General features: G+C 70.4%; 15 protein-coding genes and 1 pseudogene. 7 read left to right on the forward strand and 9 right to left on the reverse strand.

The window, feature by feature from the left end; all coding sequences use genetic code 11:
- Positions 1–145: 145 nt before the first annotated feature.
- The gene (locus Q0V34_RS11380; protein WP_297511797.1) at positions 146–2,410 is read left to right on the forward strand and encodes a PAS domain-containing protein; all 2,265 of its coding nucleotides are present in this window, start codon (positions 146–148) and stop codon (positions 2,408–2,410) included.
- On the opposite strand, the gene Q0V34_RS11385 is transcribed toward Q0V34_RS11380, so the two are convergent.
- Complete coding sequence (locus Q0V34_RS11385) at positions 2,407–3,957, reverse strand: hypothetical protein (RefSeq protein WP_297511799.1); 1,551 nt, start codon at positions 3,955–3,957, stop codon at positions 2,407–2,409. The genes Q0V34_RS11380 and Q0V34_RS11385 overlap by 4 nt on opposite strands.
- Positions 3,954–4,709 carry an ABC transporter ATP-binding protein gene (locus Q0V34_RS11390; protein ID WP_297511801.1) on the reverse strand — a complete coding sequence of 252 codons (756 nt, stop codon included), beginning with the start codon at positions 4,707–4,709 and terminating at the stop codon, positions 3,954–3,956. The genes Q0V34_RS11385 and Q0V34_RS11390 overlap by 4 nt, the downstream gene beginning before the upstream one ends.
- Positions 4,710–4,956: 247 nt before the next feature.
- Between Q0V34_RS11390 and Q0V34_RS11395 the strand changes: the two genes are divergently transcribed.
- The 3 genes from Q0V34_RS11395 (at position 4,957) to Q0V34_RS11405 (ending at position 8,737) form a co-directional block, all read left to right on the forward strand.
- Entirely contained in the window at positions 4,957–7,101 is a 2,145-nt protein-coding gene (locus Q0V34_RS11395) for a methyl-accepting chemotaxis protein (protein WP_297511803.1), read from the forward strand.
- A gap of 55 nt (positions 7,102–7,156) precedes the next feature.
- A complete protein-coding gene (locus tag Q0V34_RS11400; protein ID WP_297511806.1) occupies positions 7,157–7,552 on the forward strand; it encodes a glyoxalase superfamily protein in 396 nt (131 codons plus the stop codon).
- A 141-nt stretch (positions 7,553–7,693) separates the two neighbouring features.
- Positions 7,694–8,737 carry an NAD(P)-dependent alcohol dehydrogenase gene (locus Q0V34_RS11405; protein ID WP_297511808.1) on the forward strand — a complete coding sequence of 348 codons (1,044 nt, stop codon included), beginning with the start codon at positions 7,694–7,696 and terminating at the stop codon, positions 8,735–8,737.
- Between the two features lie 48 nt (positions 8,738–8,785).
- Here the strand turns inward: Q0V34_RS11405 and Q0V34_RS11410 are convergent.
- The 5 genes and pseudogenes from Q0V34_RS11410 to Q0V34_RS11430 all read right to left on the reverse strand — a co-directional run.
- A pseudogene (locus Q0V34_RS11410) lies at positions 8,786–8,861 on the reverse strand (hypothetical protein); the annotation flags it as partial.
- A 37-nt stretch (positions 8,862–8,898) separates the two neighbouring features.
- Positions 8,899–9,423, reverse strand: coding sequence for a hypothetical protein (locus tag Q0V34_RS11415; protein WP_297511810.1), 525 nt, complete (start codon positions 9,421–9,423; stop codon positions 8,899–8,901).
- A gap of 68 nt (positions 9,424–9,491) precedes the next feature.
- Entirely contained in the window at positions 9,492–10,007 is a 516-nt protein-coding gene (locus Q0V34_RS11420) for a hypothetical protein (RefSeq protein WP_297511811.1), read from the reverse strand.
- A 134-nt stretch (positions 10,008–10,141) separates the two neighbouring features.
- Entirely contained in the window at positions 10,142–11,608 is a 1,467-nt protein-coding gene (gene argJ / locus Q0V34_RS11425; RefSeq protein ID WP_297511813.1) for a bifunctional glutamate N-acetyltransferase/amino-acid acetyltransferase ArgJ, read from the reverse strand.
- Between the two features lie 19 nt (positions 11,609–11,627).
- Positions 11,628–12,638 (reverse strand): peptidyl-prolyl cis-trans isomerase, encoded by a 1,011-nt coding sequence (locus tag Q0V34_RS11430; RefSeq protein ID WP_297511815.1) that lies wholly within the window; start codon positions 12,636–12,638, stop codon positions 11,628–11,630.
- 201 nt (positions 12,639–12,839) lie between these two features.
- Here Q0V34_RS11430 and secA point away from each other — a divergent pair, with 201 nt between their 5' ends.
- On the forward strand, positions 12,840–15,611 hold the full coding sequence (gene secA, locus Q0V34_RS11435) for a preprotein translocase subunit SecA (protein ID WP_297511818.1): 2,772 nt from the start codon (positions 12,840–12,842) through the stop codon (positions 15,609–15,611).
- A gap of 148 nt (positions 15,612–15,759) precedes the next feature.
- Here secA and Q0V34_RS11440 read toward each other — a convergent pair whose 3' ends face one another.
- Positions 15,760–17,124: an MFS transporter gene (locus Q0V34_RS11440; protein ID WP_297511820.1), complete on the reverse strand. Its 1,365-nt coding sequence runs from the start codon at positions 17,122–17,124 to the stop codon at positions 15,760–15,762.
- Positions 17,125–17,207: 83 nt separating this feature from the next.
- Here Q0V34_RS11440 and Q0V34_RS11445 point away from each other — a divergent pair, with 83 nt between their 5' ends.
- Entirely contained in the window at positions 17,208–17,912 is a 705-nt protein-coding gene (locus Q0V34_RS11445; RefSeq protein ID WP_297511822.1) for a helix-turn-helix transcriptional regulator, read from the forward strand.
- 259 nt (positions 17,913–18,171) lie between these two features.
- Positions 18,172–18,825: an Abi family protein gene (locus Q0V34_RS11450; RefSeq protein WP_297511824.1), complete on the forward strand. Its 654-nt coding sequence runs from the start codon at positions 18,172–18,174 to the stop codon at positions 18,823–18,825.
- A 9-nt stretch (positions 18,826–18,834) separates the two neighbouring features.
- Here Q0V34_RS11450 and Q0V34_RS11455 read toward each other — a convergent pair whose 3' ends face one another.
- Entirely contained in the window at positions 18,835–19,890 is a 1,056-nt protein-coding gene (locus Q0V34_RS11455; RefSeq protein ID WP_297511826.1) for a DUF2855 family protein, read from the reverse strand.

A 19,890-nucleotide genomic window follows, 5' to 3' on the forward strand; every position in this document is an offset into this window, starting at 1 on the left:
GATCAAGACCGCGGTCGCGGACGCCGGAGCGGCGCCCGCGACACCGCGCCGTACCCAATCTTCAAGGCGGCGCTTGAATCCTCGCCATTGATGCGCTCACCTGAGGTCAGGGCCGGTCCTCTGACCGGACGGGGGACCGGAGGACATGGGCGAGGGCAAGCCGCGCGCCGCGCCTGCGCTGACCAGGATCGCCGGCGGCGAAATGGCCGAGCGCGTGCGCGCGTTCGACTGGTCGACGACGCCCATCGGCCCGCGAGACGCCTGGTCGCCCGCCCTGCGCATGGCCGTGGACATGATCCTGGCCACGAACTTCCCGATGGCCCTGCGCTGGGGTCCCGACCTGGTGCTGATCTATAACGACGCCTACGCGCCGGCCCTGCACGCGCTGCACCCCGCCGCCCTGGGCATGAGGCTGGACCAGGCCTCGCCCGACTTCCAGGCCTCGATCCGGTCCTTCCACCAGGACATTCTGAGCGGGGCCAGCGGCGGGCTGGCCTTCGCCGAACTGCCGTTGAAGGTCACGCGCGGCGGCGGCCAGGAGACCGGCTACTTCCGGATCAGCTACAGCCCGGTCCCCGACGACACCGCCGAGAACGGCATCGGCGGCGTCCTGGTCACGGCGGTCGAGATCTCCGAGACCGTCGCGACCGAGAGAACGCTGCGCGCCACCCAGGAACGCTACGACATGGCCCGCCAGGCCGCCGGCGTGGTCGGCGCGTGGGAGTGGGACATCAAGACCAACAAGGTCTATGCCGACGCCCGGTACGCCGAGCTGCACAACGTCCCCCCGGAATTGGCCGAGGCCGGCCTGCCGGTCCAGGCCTATACGCCGGCCTTGCATCCCGACGACCGGGACCGCGTTCGCGACCTCGCCCTGGAGGCGGCGGCGGCGGGGACCGAGTTCTCGGCCGAGTATCGTCTGGTCCAGGCGAACGGCGCCGAGCGCTGGATCTACACCCGGGGCCGCGCCTATCTGGACGACGACGGCCAGCCGCTGCGCAACACCGGCGTGGTCGTCGACATCACCGAGCGCAAGCAGGTCGAGGTGGAGTTGGCCCAGGCGCGGCTGGGCCTGGATTTGGCCGCCCAGGCCGCTGGCCTCGGCCGCTGGGATCACAGCCCCACCGCCGGCGCGCGGTTCTGGGACCAGCGGGCGCGCGACATCTTCGGGCTGCGGCCCGACGACGAGCCGACCTGGGAGCTGCTCGACCAACTGATCCATCCGGACGATCGCGGCATGGTCACGGGGGCCGTGGCGATGGTTCTGGATCCGGCCGGCCCCGGCACGATCAATCTGGAATACCGCATCCATCGCCGCACCGACGGCGCCTTGCGCTGGGTCGAGGCGTTCGGGCGAACCTTCTTCGAGGACGGCCAGCCCTTGCGCTTCGTCGGCGTGATCTCCGACGTCACCGACCGCCGCGAAGCGGTCAATCACCTGCTGCGGCAGGAAGAGACCCTGCGCCAGGCCGTCGACGCCGCCGATGTCGGCACCTGGGATCTGGACGTCGACACCGGCGCCCTGACCTGGTCCGAGCGCTGCTACCCGATGTTCGGTCTGCCGGCCGGCGAACCGGTGGACATCGAGACGGCCTTCTCGCTGATCCATCCCGGCGACGAGGCCCGGGTGCGCGAGGCCACGCGCCAGGCCATGGATCCCGCCGTCAGGGCCGACTACGCGGTGGAGTTCCGGGCCACGGGCCGCGACGATCATGTCGAACGCTGGCTGGCCGTGAAGGGCAAGGTGTTCTTCGGCGACGACGGCCGCGCGCACCGCTTCGTCGGCGCCGTGGTCAACATCACCGACCGCAAGCGGGCCGAGCTGCACTTGCGCCTGCTGGTCAACGAGCTGAACCACCGCGTGAAGAACAGCCTGGCCACGATCCAGGCCATCGCGTCGCAGAGCTTCAACGGCCAGCGCTCGATGGACGAGGCGCGCGAGGCGTTCTCCAACCGCGTCGTCGCCCTGGCCGAGGCGCACGACCTGCTGACCCGCGAGAACTGGGAAGGCGCCGACCTGCAGGACGTGGTCGACCGCGTCGCGACACTGCACGGGGGCGTCGATCGTTTCACCCTGTCGGGCCCGTCGGTGCGTCTGTCCCCCAAGACGGCCCTGTCCCTGTCGATGGCCCTGCACGAACTGGCCACCAACGCCATGAAATACGGCGCCCTCTCGACCCCGGAGGGCGAGGTCGCCATCGCCTGGGCTCTGGCCCCCGACGCGGGGCCGGTCCGGCTGGACCTGACCTGGACCGAAAGGGGCGGCCCCCCTGTCGCCGCGCCCAGCGACCGCGGCTTCGGCTCGCGCCTGATCGAGCGCGGCTTGGCCGCCGAGCTCTCCGGCTCGGCGACGATCGACTTCCAGCCCGAGGGCGTGGTCTGCCGAATCCGGGCGCTGCTGGAGGCCTAAACCGACGCCGCCCGCAGGGCCTGGGCGATCTGCTCGTCCGTGCGGCGCAGAGCCATCATCAGCGCGCCCGCGACGATCAACGGCAGCGGCGCCCAGGCCAGCAGGCCGGCCACCGCCAGGCCCGTGGCGACGCCGATCAGCAGGGTGATCATCGTCTCGGCGAGCGCCGTCAGCACCGACCCGCCGCGCCGGCGGCGGAAGTCGGCGCGCTTGCCGGGCTTCTGGCGCCAAACATTGATCAGGCCCGCGCTCCAGGCGGCCAGACCCGCGCCCAGCGCGGCCCAGAACGCGGCCAGGGGCGCGAACCACGCCATCACGGCGATCGGAATGGCCAGCAACAACGCCACCGGAACGAGGGCCGCCGTCAGCTTGGCGCGATTCAGCACGCCGATCGGGGTCGGCGAGATGGCCAGGAGGTCGGGCGTGTCCTCGGCCGAGATGGTGATCCAGGCCAGGCTTCCGGCCACCTGGCCCGCCAGGAAGGTGACGGCCGCGGCCGGACCGGCCAGGGCCCAGGCCGGCATGTGCGCGGCGTTGCGGGCCAGCACGAAGGCCAGGGGCAGCATGTAGAGCACCCTCAGCAGCACTTGCGACAGCAGCGCCGCGTCGCGCGCGACCAGGCGCAGCTCCTTGCGCACCGTCGCCTGGAACGCGCCGGCGGCGAAGGCGCGGGTCGGGCCCTTGGCCGCCTTGCGGGTCTCGGCCCCGGCGGTGGCGGCGGCCGCGTCCGCGAAGCGGCGGCCCAGGGTCTGGGCGGCGAAGAGGAAGAGGCCCAGGCCGATCGCGGCCACGATCAGCAGCGGCAGCGGCTGGCCCAGGGCCGCGCGCAGGGGAATGTCGGCGAAGGGCGGCGGCTTGAACGCCCCGTGGCTGGCCTCCTTGGCGACCCGGGCGAACAGGGTCTCGCTGGCCTGGCGGCCCATCAGGTTGCGATACTGGCTGGCCAGGAAGAAGGCCGCGCCGATCAGCGCCGCCATCACCTGGGCCACGGTCCGCGTGCGACGCGGGCCGATCAGCGCGAACAGCGCCATGGCCAGCAGCAGGCCCACGCCCGAGGCCGCCAGCGACGCGGCGGCCAGCAGCACGAACAGACCGGCCCAGGCGGGATGCCCCAGAACGATCGACGGCGTCACCAGCAGCACCGCCGGGACCATGAAGAAGAGACCCGCGTTGACCGCCATGGCCAGGGCGCGCACGAACAGCACCTTGCGCGGCGTCAGGGGCGACGAAAACAGCAAGTCGAGGTCCCCGCGCTCGTAGAGCGCGTCGGCCGAGGCGGCCAGGGTCGTCGACAGCATCAGGGTCATGATCACCGCCAGGACCAGATCGCTGATCGCGACCGACAGCGGGATGACCGGAATCTGGTGGCCGCGCAGACCCAGGCCGGCGGCGATCCCGCCGATCAGCATCATACCGCCCAGGATCGCGAAGGCGATGAGCGAGCCGACCCCGCGCGAGGCGCGCTTCGACCAGACGCCGCGCCAAGCCAGGCGCAGCTCGTGGGCCAGCAGCCACGGCGTGCTGGCGGGCTTGAACGGCAGGCTCACGCCCGCGCCCCCTCGGACGAGGCGTCCGACGTCAGTTGCAGGAAGACGTCTTCCAGCGTCCGGCCGCTGGCCTCGCCGGCGCGGTTGCGCAGCTCCTCCAGCGTGCCCTCGGCCAGCAGGCGACCGCCGGCGATGATGCCGATCCGGTCGGCCATCCGCTCGGCGACCTCGAGGATGTGGGTGGTCAGGATCACCGTGCCGCCGGCGTCGACCCGGGCTTGCAGCATGTCCTTGACCAGGCGGGCGGCGGCGGCGTCGAGGCCTGTCAGCGGCTCGTCCAGGATCAGGAGCTTGGGGTCGTGGATCAGCGCGCCGGCCAGGGCGACCTTCTGCTTCATGCCGCGCGAGAAGCCCTCGCAGCGGCGCCGCGCCTCGCTGATCAGGCCCAGGGTGGCCAGCAACTCCTCGGCCCGGGTCTTGGCGGCCTTGGGCTCGACGTTCCAGAGGCCGGCGACGAACTCCAGGTATTCGAGCGGCGTCAGCTTGTCGTAGATCATCGCCTCGTCGGGCGCCCAGGCCAGCAGGGCCTTGGCCGCCGCCGGATCCTTGCGGGCGTCGACGCCGAAGATCGACACCTCGCCCTTGTCCGGCTGGGTCAGCCCCGCCACCATCCGCAAGGTCGTGGTCTTGCCGGCTCCGTTGGGGCCCAGCAGCGCGTAGAGCTCCCCCGCGTGAACCGTCAGGTCCAGGTCCGTCACCGCGGGCTTGGCGAACGTCTTGTTCAGCCCACGCACAATCAACGCTTCCGTCACGCCATCTCCCCTTACTCAACCCTACTCAACGTGATTGGAGCCGCTCGCGCAATCCCTGCTCGCCGATCGCGAGCGACGCGCGCGGGATGGATGCGACAGTCGGTCGCGGCCGCTCCCCAGGGCGGGTTAGTCTTCGTTCACCAGTCCATTGAATCCTTTAACCTCAACTTCGAGGACCATGACCGTGACTGGCGCGCGACCTAAGTCTCTTCGCATCACCTTGGTCATTGCTGTCGGCGTACTCTTGATGGCGATGGGGCTGGGCATCACGGTGTCCGGCTGGGCGGTGATCCAGGCCGACGCGCATCGGCAGGCGACGGCCCAGGCTCGCGCCCTGCTGGACGCTTATGGTCAACGGGTGGGCCGGGAAGTCGGCCTGGCCATCAAGAACGCCCAGTCCGGCGCGTCGGCGGTGGAGTCCCTGGCGCGGGATCCGGCGCGGGTGGACCGCGATCAGGTCGGCGAGTTGGTCAAGCACATGATCCAGGCCAACCCCCAGTTCGTCGGCATGACGCCGGTGTTTGACGCCAACGCCCTGGACGGCCGGGACGCGGCCTTCACCAATCACCCGATGTCGGACGCCGCCGGACGGTTCGTGCCGTACTACTCGTGGACGCCGCAGCGGACGATCGGCCTCGACAAGCTGGTGATGACCGCCGACGCCGGGATCGACGCCTGGTACACCAAGCCGATGCGCGAGAACCGCGACCAGGTCACGCCCGCCTATCTCTATCCCGTCAACGGCGAGAAGATCCTGATGACCTCGGCGGTGTCGATCGTCCGCCGGGCGGGACGGCCGATCGGGGTCGTGACCACCGACGTGGCCCTCACCGATCTGGTCAAGCGCACCGAGACCCTGCGTCCGTTCGGCACGGGCCGAGCCTCGATCATCGGCGGCGGCGGCGTCTGGGTGGCCAACGCCGACAAGACCAAGCTCGGCGCGGCCGTCGACGACAAGGCCCTGCTGCGCCTGATCGCCGAGGCCGACAAGACCGGCTTCGCCGAGGCGGTCGTGGACGGCCCCCAGGGCAAGATGCTTCGCGCCGTCGCGCCGGCGGCCCTGCCGGGCGTCGCCGACACCTGGCACGTCGTCATCGAAGCGCCGATGTCGGCGGTGCTGGCGGGGGCCAACAGCGCCCTGGCGATCATGCTGGCGGCCGGCGTCGCCGTCATGGCCGCCACGCTCGCCGCCCTGTGGTACGGATCGCGCTTGCTGATCGACCCCGTCCGCAAGATGACGACCTATATGGACGGCCTGGCCGCCGGCGACTACGCGGCCGAGCCGCCGTTCCGCGCGCGGGGCGACGAGATCGGCGCCATGGCGCGTTCGGTCGGGGTCTTCCGCGACGCCCTCGTCGATCGCCAGAACGCCCGCCGGCGCGAGGAAGAGGAGCGCCAGCGCGCCGAAGGCGAGCGCGGCGAGCGCGAGGCCGCCCGCCGCCAGGACGCCGCCGAGCGCGAGCGCGTGATGAGCGCCCTGGCCGACGGCCTCTCGCGGCTGTCCGCCGGTGACCTGACCTGGCGGATCAACGACAGCTTCCCGCCGACCTTCGAGGCCCTGCGCCACGATTTCAACACCGCGATCGGCGGCCTCGAGCGCACGGTCGGCGTGCTGGCCCACTGCGCTCAGGCCGTGCGCGCCGGCTCCGGCGAGATCACGGCCGCCGCCGACGACCTGTCCCGCCGGACCGAACAGCAAGCCGCCCGGATCGAGGAGACGGCCGCCGCCCTGGACGAGATCACGGCCACGGTGCGCCAGACCGCTCAAGGGGCCGAGGAGGCGCGCCGCGCGGTGGCCTCCAGCCGCGAGTCGACGGAACAATCGCGCCAGGTCGTCGCCAACGCCATCGACGCGATGCGCAAGATCGAGGCCTCGTCCCAAGAGATCGGCCAGATCGTCGGGGTGATCGACGAGATCGCCTTCCAGACCAATCTGCTGGCGCTGAACGCCGGCGTCGAGGCGGCTCGCGCCGGCGAGGCCGGCAGGGGCTTCGCGGTCGTGGCCCAGGAGGTCCGGGCCCTGGCCCAGCGCTCGGCCGAGGCGGCCAAGGAGATCAAGACCCTGATCAGCGACTCGTCGCGCAATGTCGAAGACGGCGTCGAGCTCATCGACCGCGCCGGCGGCGCCCTGGAGACGGTGACGCGCCAGGCGGCCCACATCGACGAGCTGGTGGCGACGATCTCGTCCTCGGCGCGCGAGCAGGCCACCGGCCTGGCCGAGGTCAATACGGCCGTCAATCAGATGGACCAGGTGACCCAGCAGAACGCCGCCATGGTGGAGCAGACCAACGCCGCCAGCCACAACCTGGCGAGCGAGGCCCAGCAATTGGGCGAACTGGTCGCGCGGTTCCGTCACGGCCGGGTCGAACAGGCCGCCGCTCGGGCCGCCTGACCACGAAGTCGGGCCGCGCATTGACAGCGGCCCGGCCCCGAGGCCTGCTCGCGCCATGTCCGAGCCCGTCGCCGCCCGCCTCGCCAGCGCCACGCCGATCCTCTTCGTGCGCGACGTCACGCGCGCGGCCCATTTCTGGCGCGACGTCCTGGGGTTCGCCGTCGACTTTCTGCATGGCGAGCCGCCGTTCTACGGCGCGGTGTCGCGCGACGGGGCCTGCCTGCATCTGCGCCACGTCCATGCGCCGAACTTCGCCGCCCTGGCCGCGCGAGAGCCGTCGCTGATCCTGGCGACGATCGAGACCACCGCGGTCGAGGCTCTGTTCGCCGAGTTCGAGACGCGCGGGGCGGACTTCCCCCAGCGCCTGGTCCGTCAGCCCTGGGGCGGCCTGGACTTCCACGTCCGCGATCCCGACGGCAACGTCGTGTCGTTCGTCGCGTTCGATCGCTGAGGCGTCCTTTCGCGCCGCGCTCTGGAGGATCGTGCAAGAGCTTCGCAGGATCCGCCTAACGCGAAGCGGCCGTGACGTGGCAGAACCCGGAGCGTTCGATCCTCCCCGAACGCACCTCCCCGAACTCAAGGATTTCTCCGCATGGCTGCCGCCAAAGGTTATGCCGCGCCCGCCGCCGGCGCCCCCCTCGCCCCGTTCAGCTTCGAGCGCCGCGAGCCCAACGACGACGACGTCGTCATCGCCATCAAGTACTGCGGCGTCTGCCACTCCGACATCCACATGGTCGACAACGGCTGGGGTCAGAGCGTCTATCCGATCGTCCCCGGCCACGAGATCGCCGGCGTGGTCACCGCCGTCGGGTCGAAGGTCACCCGCTTCAAGGAAGGCGACCATGTGGGCGTCGGCTGCTTCGTCGACAGCTGCGTCAACTGCAAGGCCGCCCGCGATCTGGATCGCGAGCAGTACCAGCCGGGCCTCGTCCTGACCTACAGCGGCTTCGAGCCGGGCTCGGACGTCCCGACCTACGGTGGCTATTCCGATCACATCGTGGTCAAGGACGACTACGTCCTGTCGATCCCCGAGAACCTGCCGCTGGACGCCGCCGCGCCGCTGCTGTGCGCCGGCATCACGCTCTATTCGCCGCTGCGCCACTGGAACGCGGGTCCCGGCAAGAAGGTCGCGATCCTGGGCATGGGCGGCCTCGGCCACATGGGCGTCAAGCTGGCCCACGCGATGGGCGCCGAGGTGACGGTGCTGAGCCAGACCCTGTCCAAGCAGGCCGACGGCCTGCGCCTGGGCGCCGACCACTACCACGCCACCAACGACCCCAGGACCTTCGAGACCCTGGCCGACACCTTCGACCTGATCATCTGCACCGTCTCGGCCGGCATCGACTGGGGCGCTTACCTGGCGCTGCTGAAGGTGGACGGAACCATGGTCCTGGTGGGCGCGCCGGAGGAGCCGGTGCCGCTGAACGCCTTCGCCCTGATCCCCGGCCGCCGCACCCTGGCCGGCTCGATGATCGGCTCGATCAAGGAGACCCAGGAGATGCTCGACTTCTGCGGCGAGAACAACATCGTCGCCGAGATCGAGACCATCGCGATCGACCAGATCAACGAGGCCTACCAGCGCATGCACAGGAGCGACGTGCGGTATCGCTTCGTGATCGACATGAGCACGCTGTAGGGCGTCCGCACACCTCTCCGTGTCATCCCGGAAGCCTCGCGGAGGCTATCCGGGACCCAGGGGCCGACGCACCGCCCTTGGCTCCTGGGTCCCGGCTCTCCGCTACGCTGCGGCCGGGATGACAAGGCTAAGGGAGTGAAAACGCTTTTGAGGCCAGCCCCCTAAAACCGCGTCTTGCAGCCCTGTTTCAGGTGCACGCCGCGCAGGAAGCCGCGGCGGGCCAGGCCCGCGTCGACGGCGGCGTTCATCCGGCGATCGGCCGGCGCCGCGCCGGTGACCTCGCGGACCAGGCCGCGGAACGGGATGATGCTGTTGACCAGCGCCGAGCCGCCGGCCTCTGCCAGCTTGCCGGCGCGGCTTTCCTCGTACGCGTTGACGGTCCCGTAGTCGGGACCCAGCACGGCGTTGAGGCCCGTGACCTCGGCGGCCAGGGCCTTGCAGGTCTTCAGACCCTTCAGGCTGTAGGGGTCCTCGAAGGCCTTCTCCAGGATCGGCGGGATCTCGCGCTTGGCGATGCCCACGTCGCGCGCCGGCTGCGAACCGATGTCGACCGCCTTCTTGCGCGCCTCGCTCCAGCGGCCCGCGGGCTCGTCCGGCTTCTCGGGCGGCTTGACCTGGGCCCGCGCCGACCCGGCCGCCAGCAGCAGCAGCGCCGCGCCGACCGCCATCCGAAGCCTACGACCCATCGTGACACCCTCCGTGGAATACGCAGCAGGAACGAGAAGCTTGGCCGTCGGTTCCGACCGATAACCCGTCAGTTCGGCGGCGTCGCCGCCTCCAGGTCAAAGGCCGCGTCGAAGGCGTCCTCGCCGGGGACGGTTCCCGACAGCGCGGTTTCGAACAGGTCCTCCAGCGCGTCCCAGACGAACGACAGCTGCTCCAGCACCGCCGGAACCTTGCCGGCCTCGAAGCCGGGATAGAGATCCTCGATCAGCCACAGGCCCGACCCCGGGTCGAAGCCGAAGCGGCAGCCGATCAGGCGGAACTGCGCGCGGGCCACGGTCTCGAACAGGGCGGTCAGGTCGCGCGCCTCGTCCAGGTCCTCGGGGTCCAGCACCAGGCAGCGCGCCTGCAGCCAGCCGTGATCCGGCAGCAGATAGAAGGCCCCCTCCTCCTCGCCGCCGGAGACCTCCAGGCCCCGGTCGATCGCCTCGACGACATAGCCGGCCTCGCGGCAGGCGGCGGCGAGCTCGGCCAGCAGGGCGGCTTCCTGGTCGGGGGTCAGGGTGGTCATGGGTCCAGTCCGGCTAAAGCATTTCCGCGTCGTCATCCCGCGCGTCATGCGCGGGACCCATGGGTCAGCTTACACGTGAGCGCGTTATTCCGCCCGCCCTTGCGGCGGAAAAATGGGTCCCGCGCATGAAGCGCGGGATGACGACGTGTAGAGCGGCAGCCGCCCGCCCCCTAGCTCCGGTAATCCCCGTTGATCGCCACGTACTGCTTGGTCAGGTCGCAGGTCCACACCGTGGCCGAGCCCTTGCCGACGCCGACGTCCACCGAGACCTCGAACTCCTGGTTCTTGACGTAGGCGCTCATCTTGGCCTCGTCGTATTCGGGCGAGATCAGGCCGTCGCGGGCGGCGTAGAGGTCGCCGAACTTGACGCTGATCTTCTCGCGCGCGACCGGCTCGTCGGCGCGGCCGACGGCCATGACGATGCGGCCCCAGTTGGCGTCCTCGCCGGCGAAGGCGGTCTTGACCAGCGGGCTCTCGGCGATGGTGCGGGCGATCTTGCGGGCGCTGGCCGGGCTCTCGGCGCCGTTGACGGTGATCTTGACGAACTTGGTCGCCCCCTCGCCGTCGCGGACCAGCTGCAAGGCCAGATCCAGCAGCACGTGCTCCAGCTTGTCGCGGAAGTCGGCCAGACGCTTGTCGCCGGCGCGGTGGATCTTCGGCGCGCCCGACTGGCCGGTGGCGAACAGCAGCAGGGTGTCGTTGGTCGAGCGGTCGCCGTCCACGGTCACGCAGTTGAAGGTCGTGCGCGTGTAGAGGCTGACCAGGGTCTGCAGCGCGGCCGGGGCGATCGCCGCGTCGGTGGCCACGAAGGCCAGCATCGTCGCCATGTCGGGCGCGATCATCCCCGAGCCCTTGCAGATGCCGGCGATCTTGACCTCGACGCCGTCGATCATGGCGGTGGCGTAAGCGCCCTTCGGGAAGGTGTCGGTGGTCATGATCGCCCGGCCGGCCTCGGCCCAGGCGTCGGCCTTCAGGCGGCTTTCGACCTCGGGCAGGCGGGCGGTGATCTTGCTGTCGTCCAGGATCACGCCGATGACGCCGGTCGAGGCCATCATCACGTCGCGCTGGCGGCAGTCCAGGCGCTTGCCGACGGCGGTGGCGACCCGGCGAACCGCGTCCGCGCCGGGCTTGCCGGTGAAGCTGTTGGCGCAGCCGGCGTTGACCACCAGGGCCCGCACGTCCGCGCCGCCGGTGGCGGCCAGCTGCCGCTTGCACCAGTCCACCGGCGCCGAGCCGACGCCGTGCCGGGTGAAGACGCCCGCCGCCGAGGTGCCCTCGGCGAAGCTCATCAGGAGCAGGTCCTCGCGCTCGTGCTTGTAGAAACCGGCGCGGCCGGTGGCGATCTCGACGCCGGGGATCGGCGGAATGGTCGGGAACGGCACGGCCAGGGGCGAGACGGCCAGGCCGGGCTTGCCCGGCGCGGCCGAGGGGGCCTTGGCCGGCGGGGCGGGCGCGGTCGGCGCGCCCTCGCCGGCGGACTTCTGGGCGCGGCGCAGGCCGGCGCGCTTCAGGGCCGAGGCCAGCGGATCGACCAGGGCGCGCTCGATCGCGGCGCCGGCGGCCGCCACCGGGTTCGGCGCGGCGTCTTGCGCCTTCGCGGCGGGAGTCTGGCCGGAAGTCTTGGAGGTCTTGGTCATGACGGCCGCTCTTGCTGGTCTATTTTTTCGCGGGTGGGGCGGGTTGGGCGGACGGCGGTTGAGGCGGGGCCGAGGCCGGCGCGCCGCCCTGCAGCTCGGGCGGCGCGGAAGCCGGCTCCTGGGCGCCGGTCGCGCCGGTCGCCTCCTGAGGCTTGCCGATCAGCATCTCGACCTTGGCCGAGCCGCGCAGCTTCTCGAGAATGTCGCGCACCTGGTCATAGGTCAGGAAGCGCACGATCTGGGGACGCGCGGCCTCCAGCGTGATCGGCTCCTCGGTGCGCTTGTCCTCGACCTTGACGAGGACCCAGCCGCCCTCGGCCGCGAACGGTCCGACCAGCTGGCCCTTCTGGGCGTCCTTCAACGCCGCGCCATAGGGCTCGGGCATCACGTCCAGGGTGAAATAGCCGAGATCCCCGCCGTTGAACTTGGTGGCTTGGTCGGTCGAGCGCTCCATGGCCAGGGCGTCGAACGAGGCGCCGGTGGCCAGCAGCTTCTTGAGGCTCTCGGCCTCGGCCTGGTTGCCGACGATGATCTGGCGGGCGCGGATCTCCTCCGAGCGCTTGGAGAGCTTCTGCTGCTCGGCGTAGAGCTTGCGGATGGCGTCCTCGGTGACGGCCTTCTCGACCACGCCCTCGACCAGCATGTCGCCCAGGATCCGCTCGCGCGCGGCGGCGAGGCGGCGCTGGGCGATCGGATCCTTGTCCAGCTTGCGCTTGGCGGCCTCGGCGGCCAGCAGCTTCTGGTCGATCACCTCGTCCAGGCGCTGGCGGAACACCTCGCTGGAGATGTCCAGCGGCTCGCCCTCGCTGATCAGGCCCTGGGCCACGGCCTCGCGCTTGACGTCGCTGGCCCAGATCACCTGGCCATTGACGCGGGCCACGGCGGTGTCGCCGGGCTCGGGCGGCTTCTCGGCGACCTTATTCTGGCCGCACGCCGCCAGCAGAAGCGCGACCGCCACCGCCAGACCGACGCCGCCGAGGGAGAAGAACCCGCCTTGCCCGCCCCGTGCCCGGCCTTGCGAACCCGCCATGCGCGTTACCCGTTTTCCGTCCAGCGTTGTGGGAATAGAAAAACCCATCGCGTTGACAGGTCTTTGACCGGTGCTTAAGTCTCGCGCGCGTGCAAGTCGAGCGGTTTTTCCGTCGCTCCGCGCGCCCCGAAAAACCCCGTAGTCAAGGCCGCCAAAGCCTTTGCGCCGGCCTCATAAATAAACGCTCCGGATTTCCTCTTCATGCTTGGTCTCGCCAAAAAGCTCTTCGGCTCTTCCAACGAACGCAAGGTCAAGACTCTGGCCGCGCGCGTGGCGAAGATCAACGCCTACGAGTCCGAATACGCCGCGCTGTCGGACGAGGCCCTGAAAGGCAAGACGGCCGAGTTCAAGGCGCGCCTCGAAAAGGGCGAGACTCTCGACGACATCCTGAACGAAGCCTTCGCCACGGTGCGCGAGGCCTCCAAGCGCGTGCTGGGCATGCGCCACTTCGACGTCCAGATGGTCGGCGGCATGGTGCTGCACTTCTCGGGCATCTCGGAAATGCGGACCGGCGAGGGCAAGACCCTGGTCGCCACCCTGCCGACCTATCTGAACGCCCTGGAAGGCAAGGGCGTCCACGTCATCACGGTCAACGACTACCTGGCCCGCCGCGACGCCGACTGGATGGGCCAGATCTACAACTTCCTGGGCCTCAGCTACGGCGTGATCGTCAACGGCCTGTCGCAGGGCGAGCGCCAGCGCGCCTATCGCGCCGACATCACCTACGGCACCAACAACGAGTTCGGCTTCGACTATCTGCGCGACAACCTGGTCTACAGCGTCGACGAGATGGTCCAGCGCGGCCACAACTTCGCGATCGTCGACGAGGTGGACTCGATCCTGATCGACGAGGCCCGCACCCCGCTGATCATCTCGGGCCCGACCGAGGACCGCAGCGAGTTCTACAAGACCATCGATCTGCTCGTGAAGGAGCTGATCAAGGACAAGGGGACCTACGACCACGACGAGAAGCAGCGTCAGGTCATCCTGACCGAGGACGGCCAGGAGCGGATCGAGGAGATCCTGATCGCCGGCGGCCACCTGGCCGAGGACTCGGCGGGCCTCTATGACGCGGCCAACGTCTCGGTGGTGCACCACGTCAACCAGGCCCTGCGGGCCAACGTGCTCTACACGCGCGACAAGGACTACATCGTCAAGGGCGGCGAGGTGATCCTGATCGACGAGTTCACCGGCCGCATGATGACCGGCCGCCGCCTGTCGGAAGGCCTGCACCAGGCCATCGAGGCCAAGGAAGGCGCCGACATCCAGCCCGAGAACCAGACCCTGGCCTCGGTGACCATCCAGAACTACTTCCGCCTCTACAAGAAGCTGTCGGGCATGACCGGCACGGCCTCGACCGAGGCGCAGGAATTCGACGACATCTACAAGATGAGCGTGTCGGAGATCCCGACCAACCGGCCGATCCAGCGCATCGACGACGACGACGAGGTCTATCGCACCGAGCGCGAGAAAAACGAGGCCATCCTCAAGCAGATCGCCGACTGCCACGTGCGCGGCCAGCCGATCCTGGTCGGCACCGTGTCGATCGAGAAGTCCGAGGAGCTATCCAAGCTCTTGTCGAGCTACACGTTCGAGAACGGCGGCAAGAAGCAGAAGGGCATCCCGCACCAGGTGCTGAACGCCCGCTTCCACGAGCAGGAAGCCGTGATCGTCGCCGACGCCGGCGTGCCCGGCGCGGTGACCATCGCCACCAACATGGCCGGCCGCGGCACCGACATCCAGCTGGGCGGCAGCATCGACATGCGCCTCTCCAACTGGCGCCAGCAACAGCGCGGCATGGGCCTGGAGATCACCGCCGAGGACGAGGCCGAGGAGCGCGCCCGCATCGAGGCCGAGATCGCCGACCGCAAGAAGCAGGCCCTGGAAGCCGGCGGCCTGTTCGTGCTGGGCACCGAGCGCCACGAAAGCCGCCGCATCGACAACCAACTGCGCGGCCGCACCGGCCGTCAGGGCGACCCGGGCCGGTCCAAGTTCTTCCTGTCGTGCGAGGACGATCTGCTGCGCATCTTCGCCGGCGAGCGCCTGGACGCGATCATGCGCACCTTCGGCGTCCAGGAAGGCGAGGCCATCACCCACAAGTGGCTGAATAACGCCATCGCCACGGCCCAGAAGCGCGTCGAGCAGCGCAACTACGAAATCCGCAAGAACCTCCTGAAGTACGACGACGTCGTCAACGACCAGCGCAAGGCCGTGTTCGAGCAGCGCCAGGAGTTCATGGAGAGCGACGACCTCTCCGAGATCATCGTCGAGATGCGTCACGACACGATCGACGACCTGGTCGCCCGCCACCTGCCGCCCAAGGCCTATGCCGAGCAGTGGGACGTCGAGGGCCTGACCGAGCGGGTCAAGTCGATCCTGGGCCTGGACCTGCCGATCGCCGAGTGGGCCGCCGAGGAGGGCATCGCCGACGAGGAGATCAAGGACCGCATCGTCAAGGCGGCCGACGCCTACGCCGCCCAGCGCGAGGAGATCATCACGCCCGAGCAGATGCGCTCGGTCGAGAAGAACTTCCTGCTGCAGATGATCGATCTGCAGTGGCGCGAGCACCTGATGCACCTGGACCACCTGCGCAACGTCATCGGCCTGCGGGGCTATGGCCAGCGCGATCCGCTGAACGAGTACAAGACCGAGGCCTTCTCGCTGTTCGAGAAGCTCTTGGGCGATCTGCGCAGCAACACCACCCGCTGGCTGATGACGGTCGAGATCGCCTATGCCGAGCCGGAAATGCCGACCCAGTCGCTGGACAACCTGGTCGAGGTGCACCTCGACCCGCTGACCGGCGAGAACGTCGCCGTGGCCGGCGCCATCCCGGACGGCCTGTCGCCGGAACAGCGCGAGGCTCTGCCGGTCACCGCCCTGCCGCACGACTGGGAACGCACCAGCCGCAACGCCCCCTGCCCCTGCGGCTCGGGCAAGAAGTTCAAGCAGTGCCACGGCTCGCTGGTGCGTTGAGCCTGGATTGAGATTTGAAATTGAAGCGCCCGTCCCGGGAGATCGGGGCGGGCGTTTTCGTCTTCCCCTCTCCCCTTGCGGGTGGCCCCGGCCAAAGCCGGGGGGCGGGTGAGGGGTCGCGCCGTCGCCGGAAAAGCCTTTCAACCCCTCATCCGGCGCTGCGCGCCACCTTCTCCCGCAAGGGGAGAAGGAGAATGACCGCCGCCGCGACCAGCATGACGGCCGCGACCAAGCCCGACGCGCGCAACCCCGTCACCAGGTCCGCCCCCGCCAGCGCCCCGAAGATCGCCACCCCCGCCGCGCCGCCGACCTGGCGGCAGGCGTTGAGCGTCCCCGACGCCGCGCCGGCCTCGGACCGGTCGACGCTGGCCAGCAGGCCGCTGGTCAGGGCGGGGATGGCCAGGCCCATGCCGCCGGGGATCAAGGCGAAGCCCGGCAGCATGTCGAGAAAGCCGCTCGCCGCGCCCAGCCGCGCGGTCAGGGCGTAGCCGCAGGCCGCGATCAGCACCCCGCCGGCGGTGACCGCCCCCGCGCCCAGCCGCGCGACCAGAGCGCCGCTCAAGAGGTTCGAGACGACGAAGGTCGCCGTCAGCGGCAGGAAGGCCAGGCGCGCCCGCGATGGGCTCCAGCCCAGCGCTCGCGACAGATAGAGTCCCAGCACGAAGATCAGGCCGTAATAGGTGAAGTTCAGGGTCGAGCCGACGACCACCGCCGTCCAGGCCGGACGCCGGCGGAACACGGCCGGCGGCATGGCCGGGTGCGGGGCTTGGCGCTCGTACAGCCCGAAGACCAAGGCCAGGGCCACGCCCGCGATCAGGCAGGCGGTCGGCGCGCCGCTCCAGCCCCGATGGCCGCCCTCGATCAGCCCACCGACCAGCAGGGTGACGGCGGCGACGGCCAGGGCCTGGCCGGGCGCATCGAACGGGACCTTGGGCCTGGGCGGCGTCGTGGGCGCGACGATGGCCGTCAGGGCGGCGCCGATCGCGCAGAGCGGCAGGTTGACGAAGAACACCCAGCGCCAGCCGAGACTCTCCACCAGCAGGCCGCCCAGCACCGGTCCGGCGGCGATCGACACCCCGCCGGCGGCGGTCCACCAGCCCACGGCGGCGGCGCGCTTCTTGTCGTCGCCATGGGCGGCGTGGGCGATCAGGGCCAGGGACGGCGGGATCAACAACGCGCCGGCCGCGCCCTGGGCCACCCGCCCGCCGATCAGGGCCGCCGGGCTCGTCGCGAGGCCGCAGGCCGCCGAGGCCAGGCCGAACAGCACGAGCCCCGCGATGAACGCCCGCTTGGGCCCGACCCGATCGCCGATCGCGCCCGCCGACAGCAGCATCGCCGCCAGCGCCAGCACATAGGCGTCCACCACCCATTGCAGCGCCGCCGTCCGCGCGCCCAGCGCTCGGCCCAGGGCGTCGAGCGCGACATTGACGATGGTCACGTCCAGCTGGGTGACCAGGAAGCCGAAGCTGGCGGCGGCCGTGATCCAGGCCAGGCGGGAAGACGCGGTGCTCATGCCCCGGTTTGACCCGCCGCGCGGCCCGATTGCTACACGCGTCGATGAACCATTCCGAGCGCGATGGGTCTAGGATGCCGTCGATGGACGCCAATATCGCCTCCCCCGCCGCCCTGATCGGCGAGCCGACCCGCGCCGCCATGCTGCAGGCGCTGATGGACGGCCGCGCCCAGCCGGCCAGCGCCCTGGCCTGGGCCGCCGGCGTCACCGCCCAGGCCGCCAGCAACCACCTGGCCAGGCTGGTCGACGGCGGACTGCTGGCCGTCGAGCGCGAGGGGCGTCACCGCTATTATCGCCTGGCCTCGTCCGAGGTGGCGCACGCGCTGGAGGCGCTGGCGGTGCTGGCCGCCCCCGTCCGCTCCCTGGCGGTTCCCCGCTCGCCCAAGGCCCGCGCCTTGCGCGACGCCCGCTGCTGCTACGGACATCTGGCCGGACGGCTGGGCGTGAGGGTCTGCGAGGCCCTGGTCGCCCGCGACCTGATCCGCCCGGAACAGGACAAGCGCTACGCGGTCACGCCCGAAGGCCGCGACTGGTTCGAGGCGCTGGGCGTCGGGCTCGACGGGCTGCGGTCGCCGCGCGGCGTCGCGCGCCAGTGCCTGGACTGGACCGAGCGCCGCCATCACCTGGCCGGTCCTCTAGGCGTGGCGCTGTTGAACGCGATGGTCGCGCGCGGCTGGCTGGCGCTGGAGCCCAAGGGCCGCGCCGCCCGCCTGACGCCCGACGGCGCCGCGGCGCTGCGGACCTTGCTGGACGTCGGTCTGGACGACCTCGACCAGGCGGCCGCGTAGAGACGGTCCATTTTAGGTGGATTCGGACGCAGGCATCGACGACGCGCGTCGCGCGCGGACTTCTTCGTTGAAAAGTCGCGCGATAACAACCTAGAGTAATTCCGAGAAGCGGGTGGCCGGTCGGTCGAATTCAGCGCGCGAGCGGGCGCCGGGCCTGAAGACGAATTACCCCGGCCGCATGCTGACGCAGAGGCGAAACCGGGGTGTCCGAGGGGAAAGATAGATGAAACCCCGCCGCCTTGCAAGAATGGGCTGAGCCATGGCGCGGATCGACGACATGGAAACGGCGCTCTCGCTTGAGCGGTTCGGCCGCTATGTCGCCTGGGCCGGCGGGGATCGCGAGCGGGCCTTGGACCTCTACACGCTCAACACCCGAGTGTCCGAGGCGCTCTACATCGCGCTCCAGACCCTGGAAGTCAGTCTGCGTAATCGCATCCACACCGTGATGGCGGCCAAGCACGGCGAGCGCTGGTTCCAGGACGCCGACCTGATCAAAGCGCCGCTCCAGCGAGCCCAGGTCGCCGAGGCGATCCGCGACCTGGAAGCCGAGGGCAAGGACACAACGGCGGGCCGGGTCGTGGCGGCCCTCAGCTTCAGCTTCTGGACGGCGATGTTCAGTCCCGCCTACGAGGACCTCTGGCGTTCGACCTTGCGGTTCATCGCCGTCCGCGAGGGCAAGGGTTTGACGCGCAAGGACTTCTCGCGACCGCTCACTCAGATCCGGCTGCTGCGCAACCGGGTCGCCCATCACGAGCCGATCCTGCACTGGGATCTCCATCGGCATCACCGCCTGCTGCGCGAGCTGACGCTGTGGCTGTCGCCCCCGGCGTTCGCCTGGAGCCGGGCCTTGGACCGGTTCGAAGCGGTCTATCCGGCTGAAGGCGCGCTGCTGGCCCGCGACGCCCAGGACTGAGAGTCGCCGCTACGGCCGCAGCACCATCCCCACATCCGCCGCCGTCCCGCCATCGACCTGTTCCAGATAGGCCGCGCGGATGGCGTCCGGCCCCTGCCCGTCCCGCACCTTCAGCCAGCGCGGCGCGTCGGCGGCGAAGGGGGTCCAGGCCGCGCCGTAGCGGGTTTCGAACTCGCCCGGCGCCCAGTCGGTCCGGCGCTTGGCGATGCGGTCGGGGGCGAAGAAGAAGGCGGGCTTGGGGCCGGGCAGCGCCGCCTGGACGCGCGGGACCTCCCAGTGGGTGCCGCCGACCAGGATCGAGGCCTTCAGGGCGTCGCCGAACCGGTGGTGCACCGCGCCGAGCACGGCGCTGTCGCCGGCGAAGTCGACGAACACCGCGCCGCCGTCGATCGCCGCTCCGGCGATATCGTCGTAGAGCACCACCTCGTCATAGAAGCCGAGGCCCTCGACGAACGCCTGGTTGCGCGGCGAGGTCAGGCCGACGACCTTCACCGCCCCGCGCCGCTTCAACAGGGCCGCCAGGGCGATCGCGGTCTTGGACGAGGCGCTGGACAGGATCACGCGGGCCGCGCCGTGGAAGCCGGCCTCGTCCAGCTGGTCGTCGATCAGGAACGAGGTGACGAACAGCGGCTGCAGCAGGGCGCGATAGGCCTCCGACGCGTCCTCGGCCCCGACCGACTGGTACTGGTTGTAGACCACCGGCAGCGGCAGGCGGTGCGGCGCGACGTCGGTGAAGCCGCCCTTGCTGGCCTTGGCCTCCACGGTCAGGTGGGTGGACATCGGCCAATAGCCGTAGAACCGCTGGCCGACGGCCAGGTCCGGATGGGCCGAGGCCTCGACCCGGGCATAGCCCCAGACCGGCACGCGGCCAAAGCCGTCTGGGGCCGGGAAGAAGTCCCAGTAGCGCATCGCCTCGCCGAACACGGCGTAGGTGATGTTGTTGGCGGTCAGGGCGAAGCTCTCGATCGCCAGGCGCGCCTGGCCGTCGGCCAGCGGCGGCGGCTCGACCTCGCGGATCTCCGTCCGGCGCAGATCGGTCTTGGCGACCAGCAGATCCCAGGCCAT

It is taken from the genome of uncultured Caulobacter sp. (genome assembly GCF_947036865.1).
Lineage (GTDB): Bacteria > Pseudomonadota > Alphaproteobacteria > Caulobacterales > Caulobacteraceae > Caulobacter.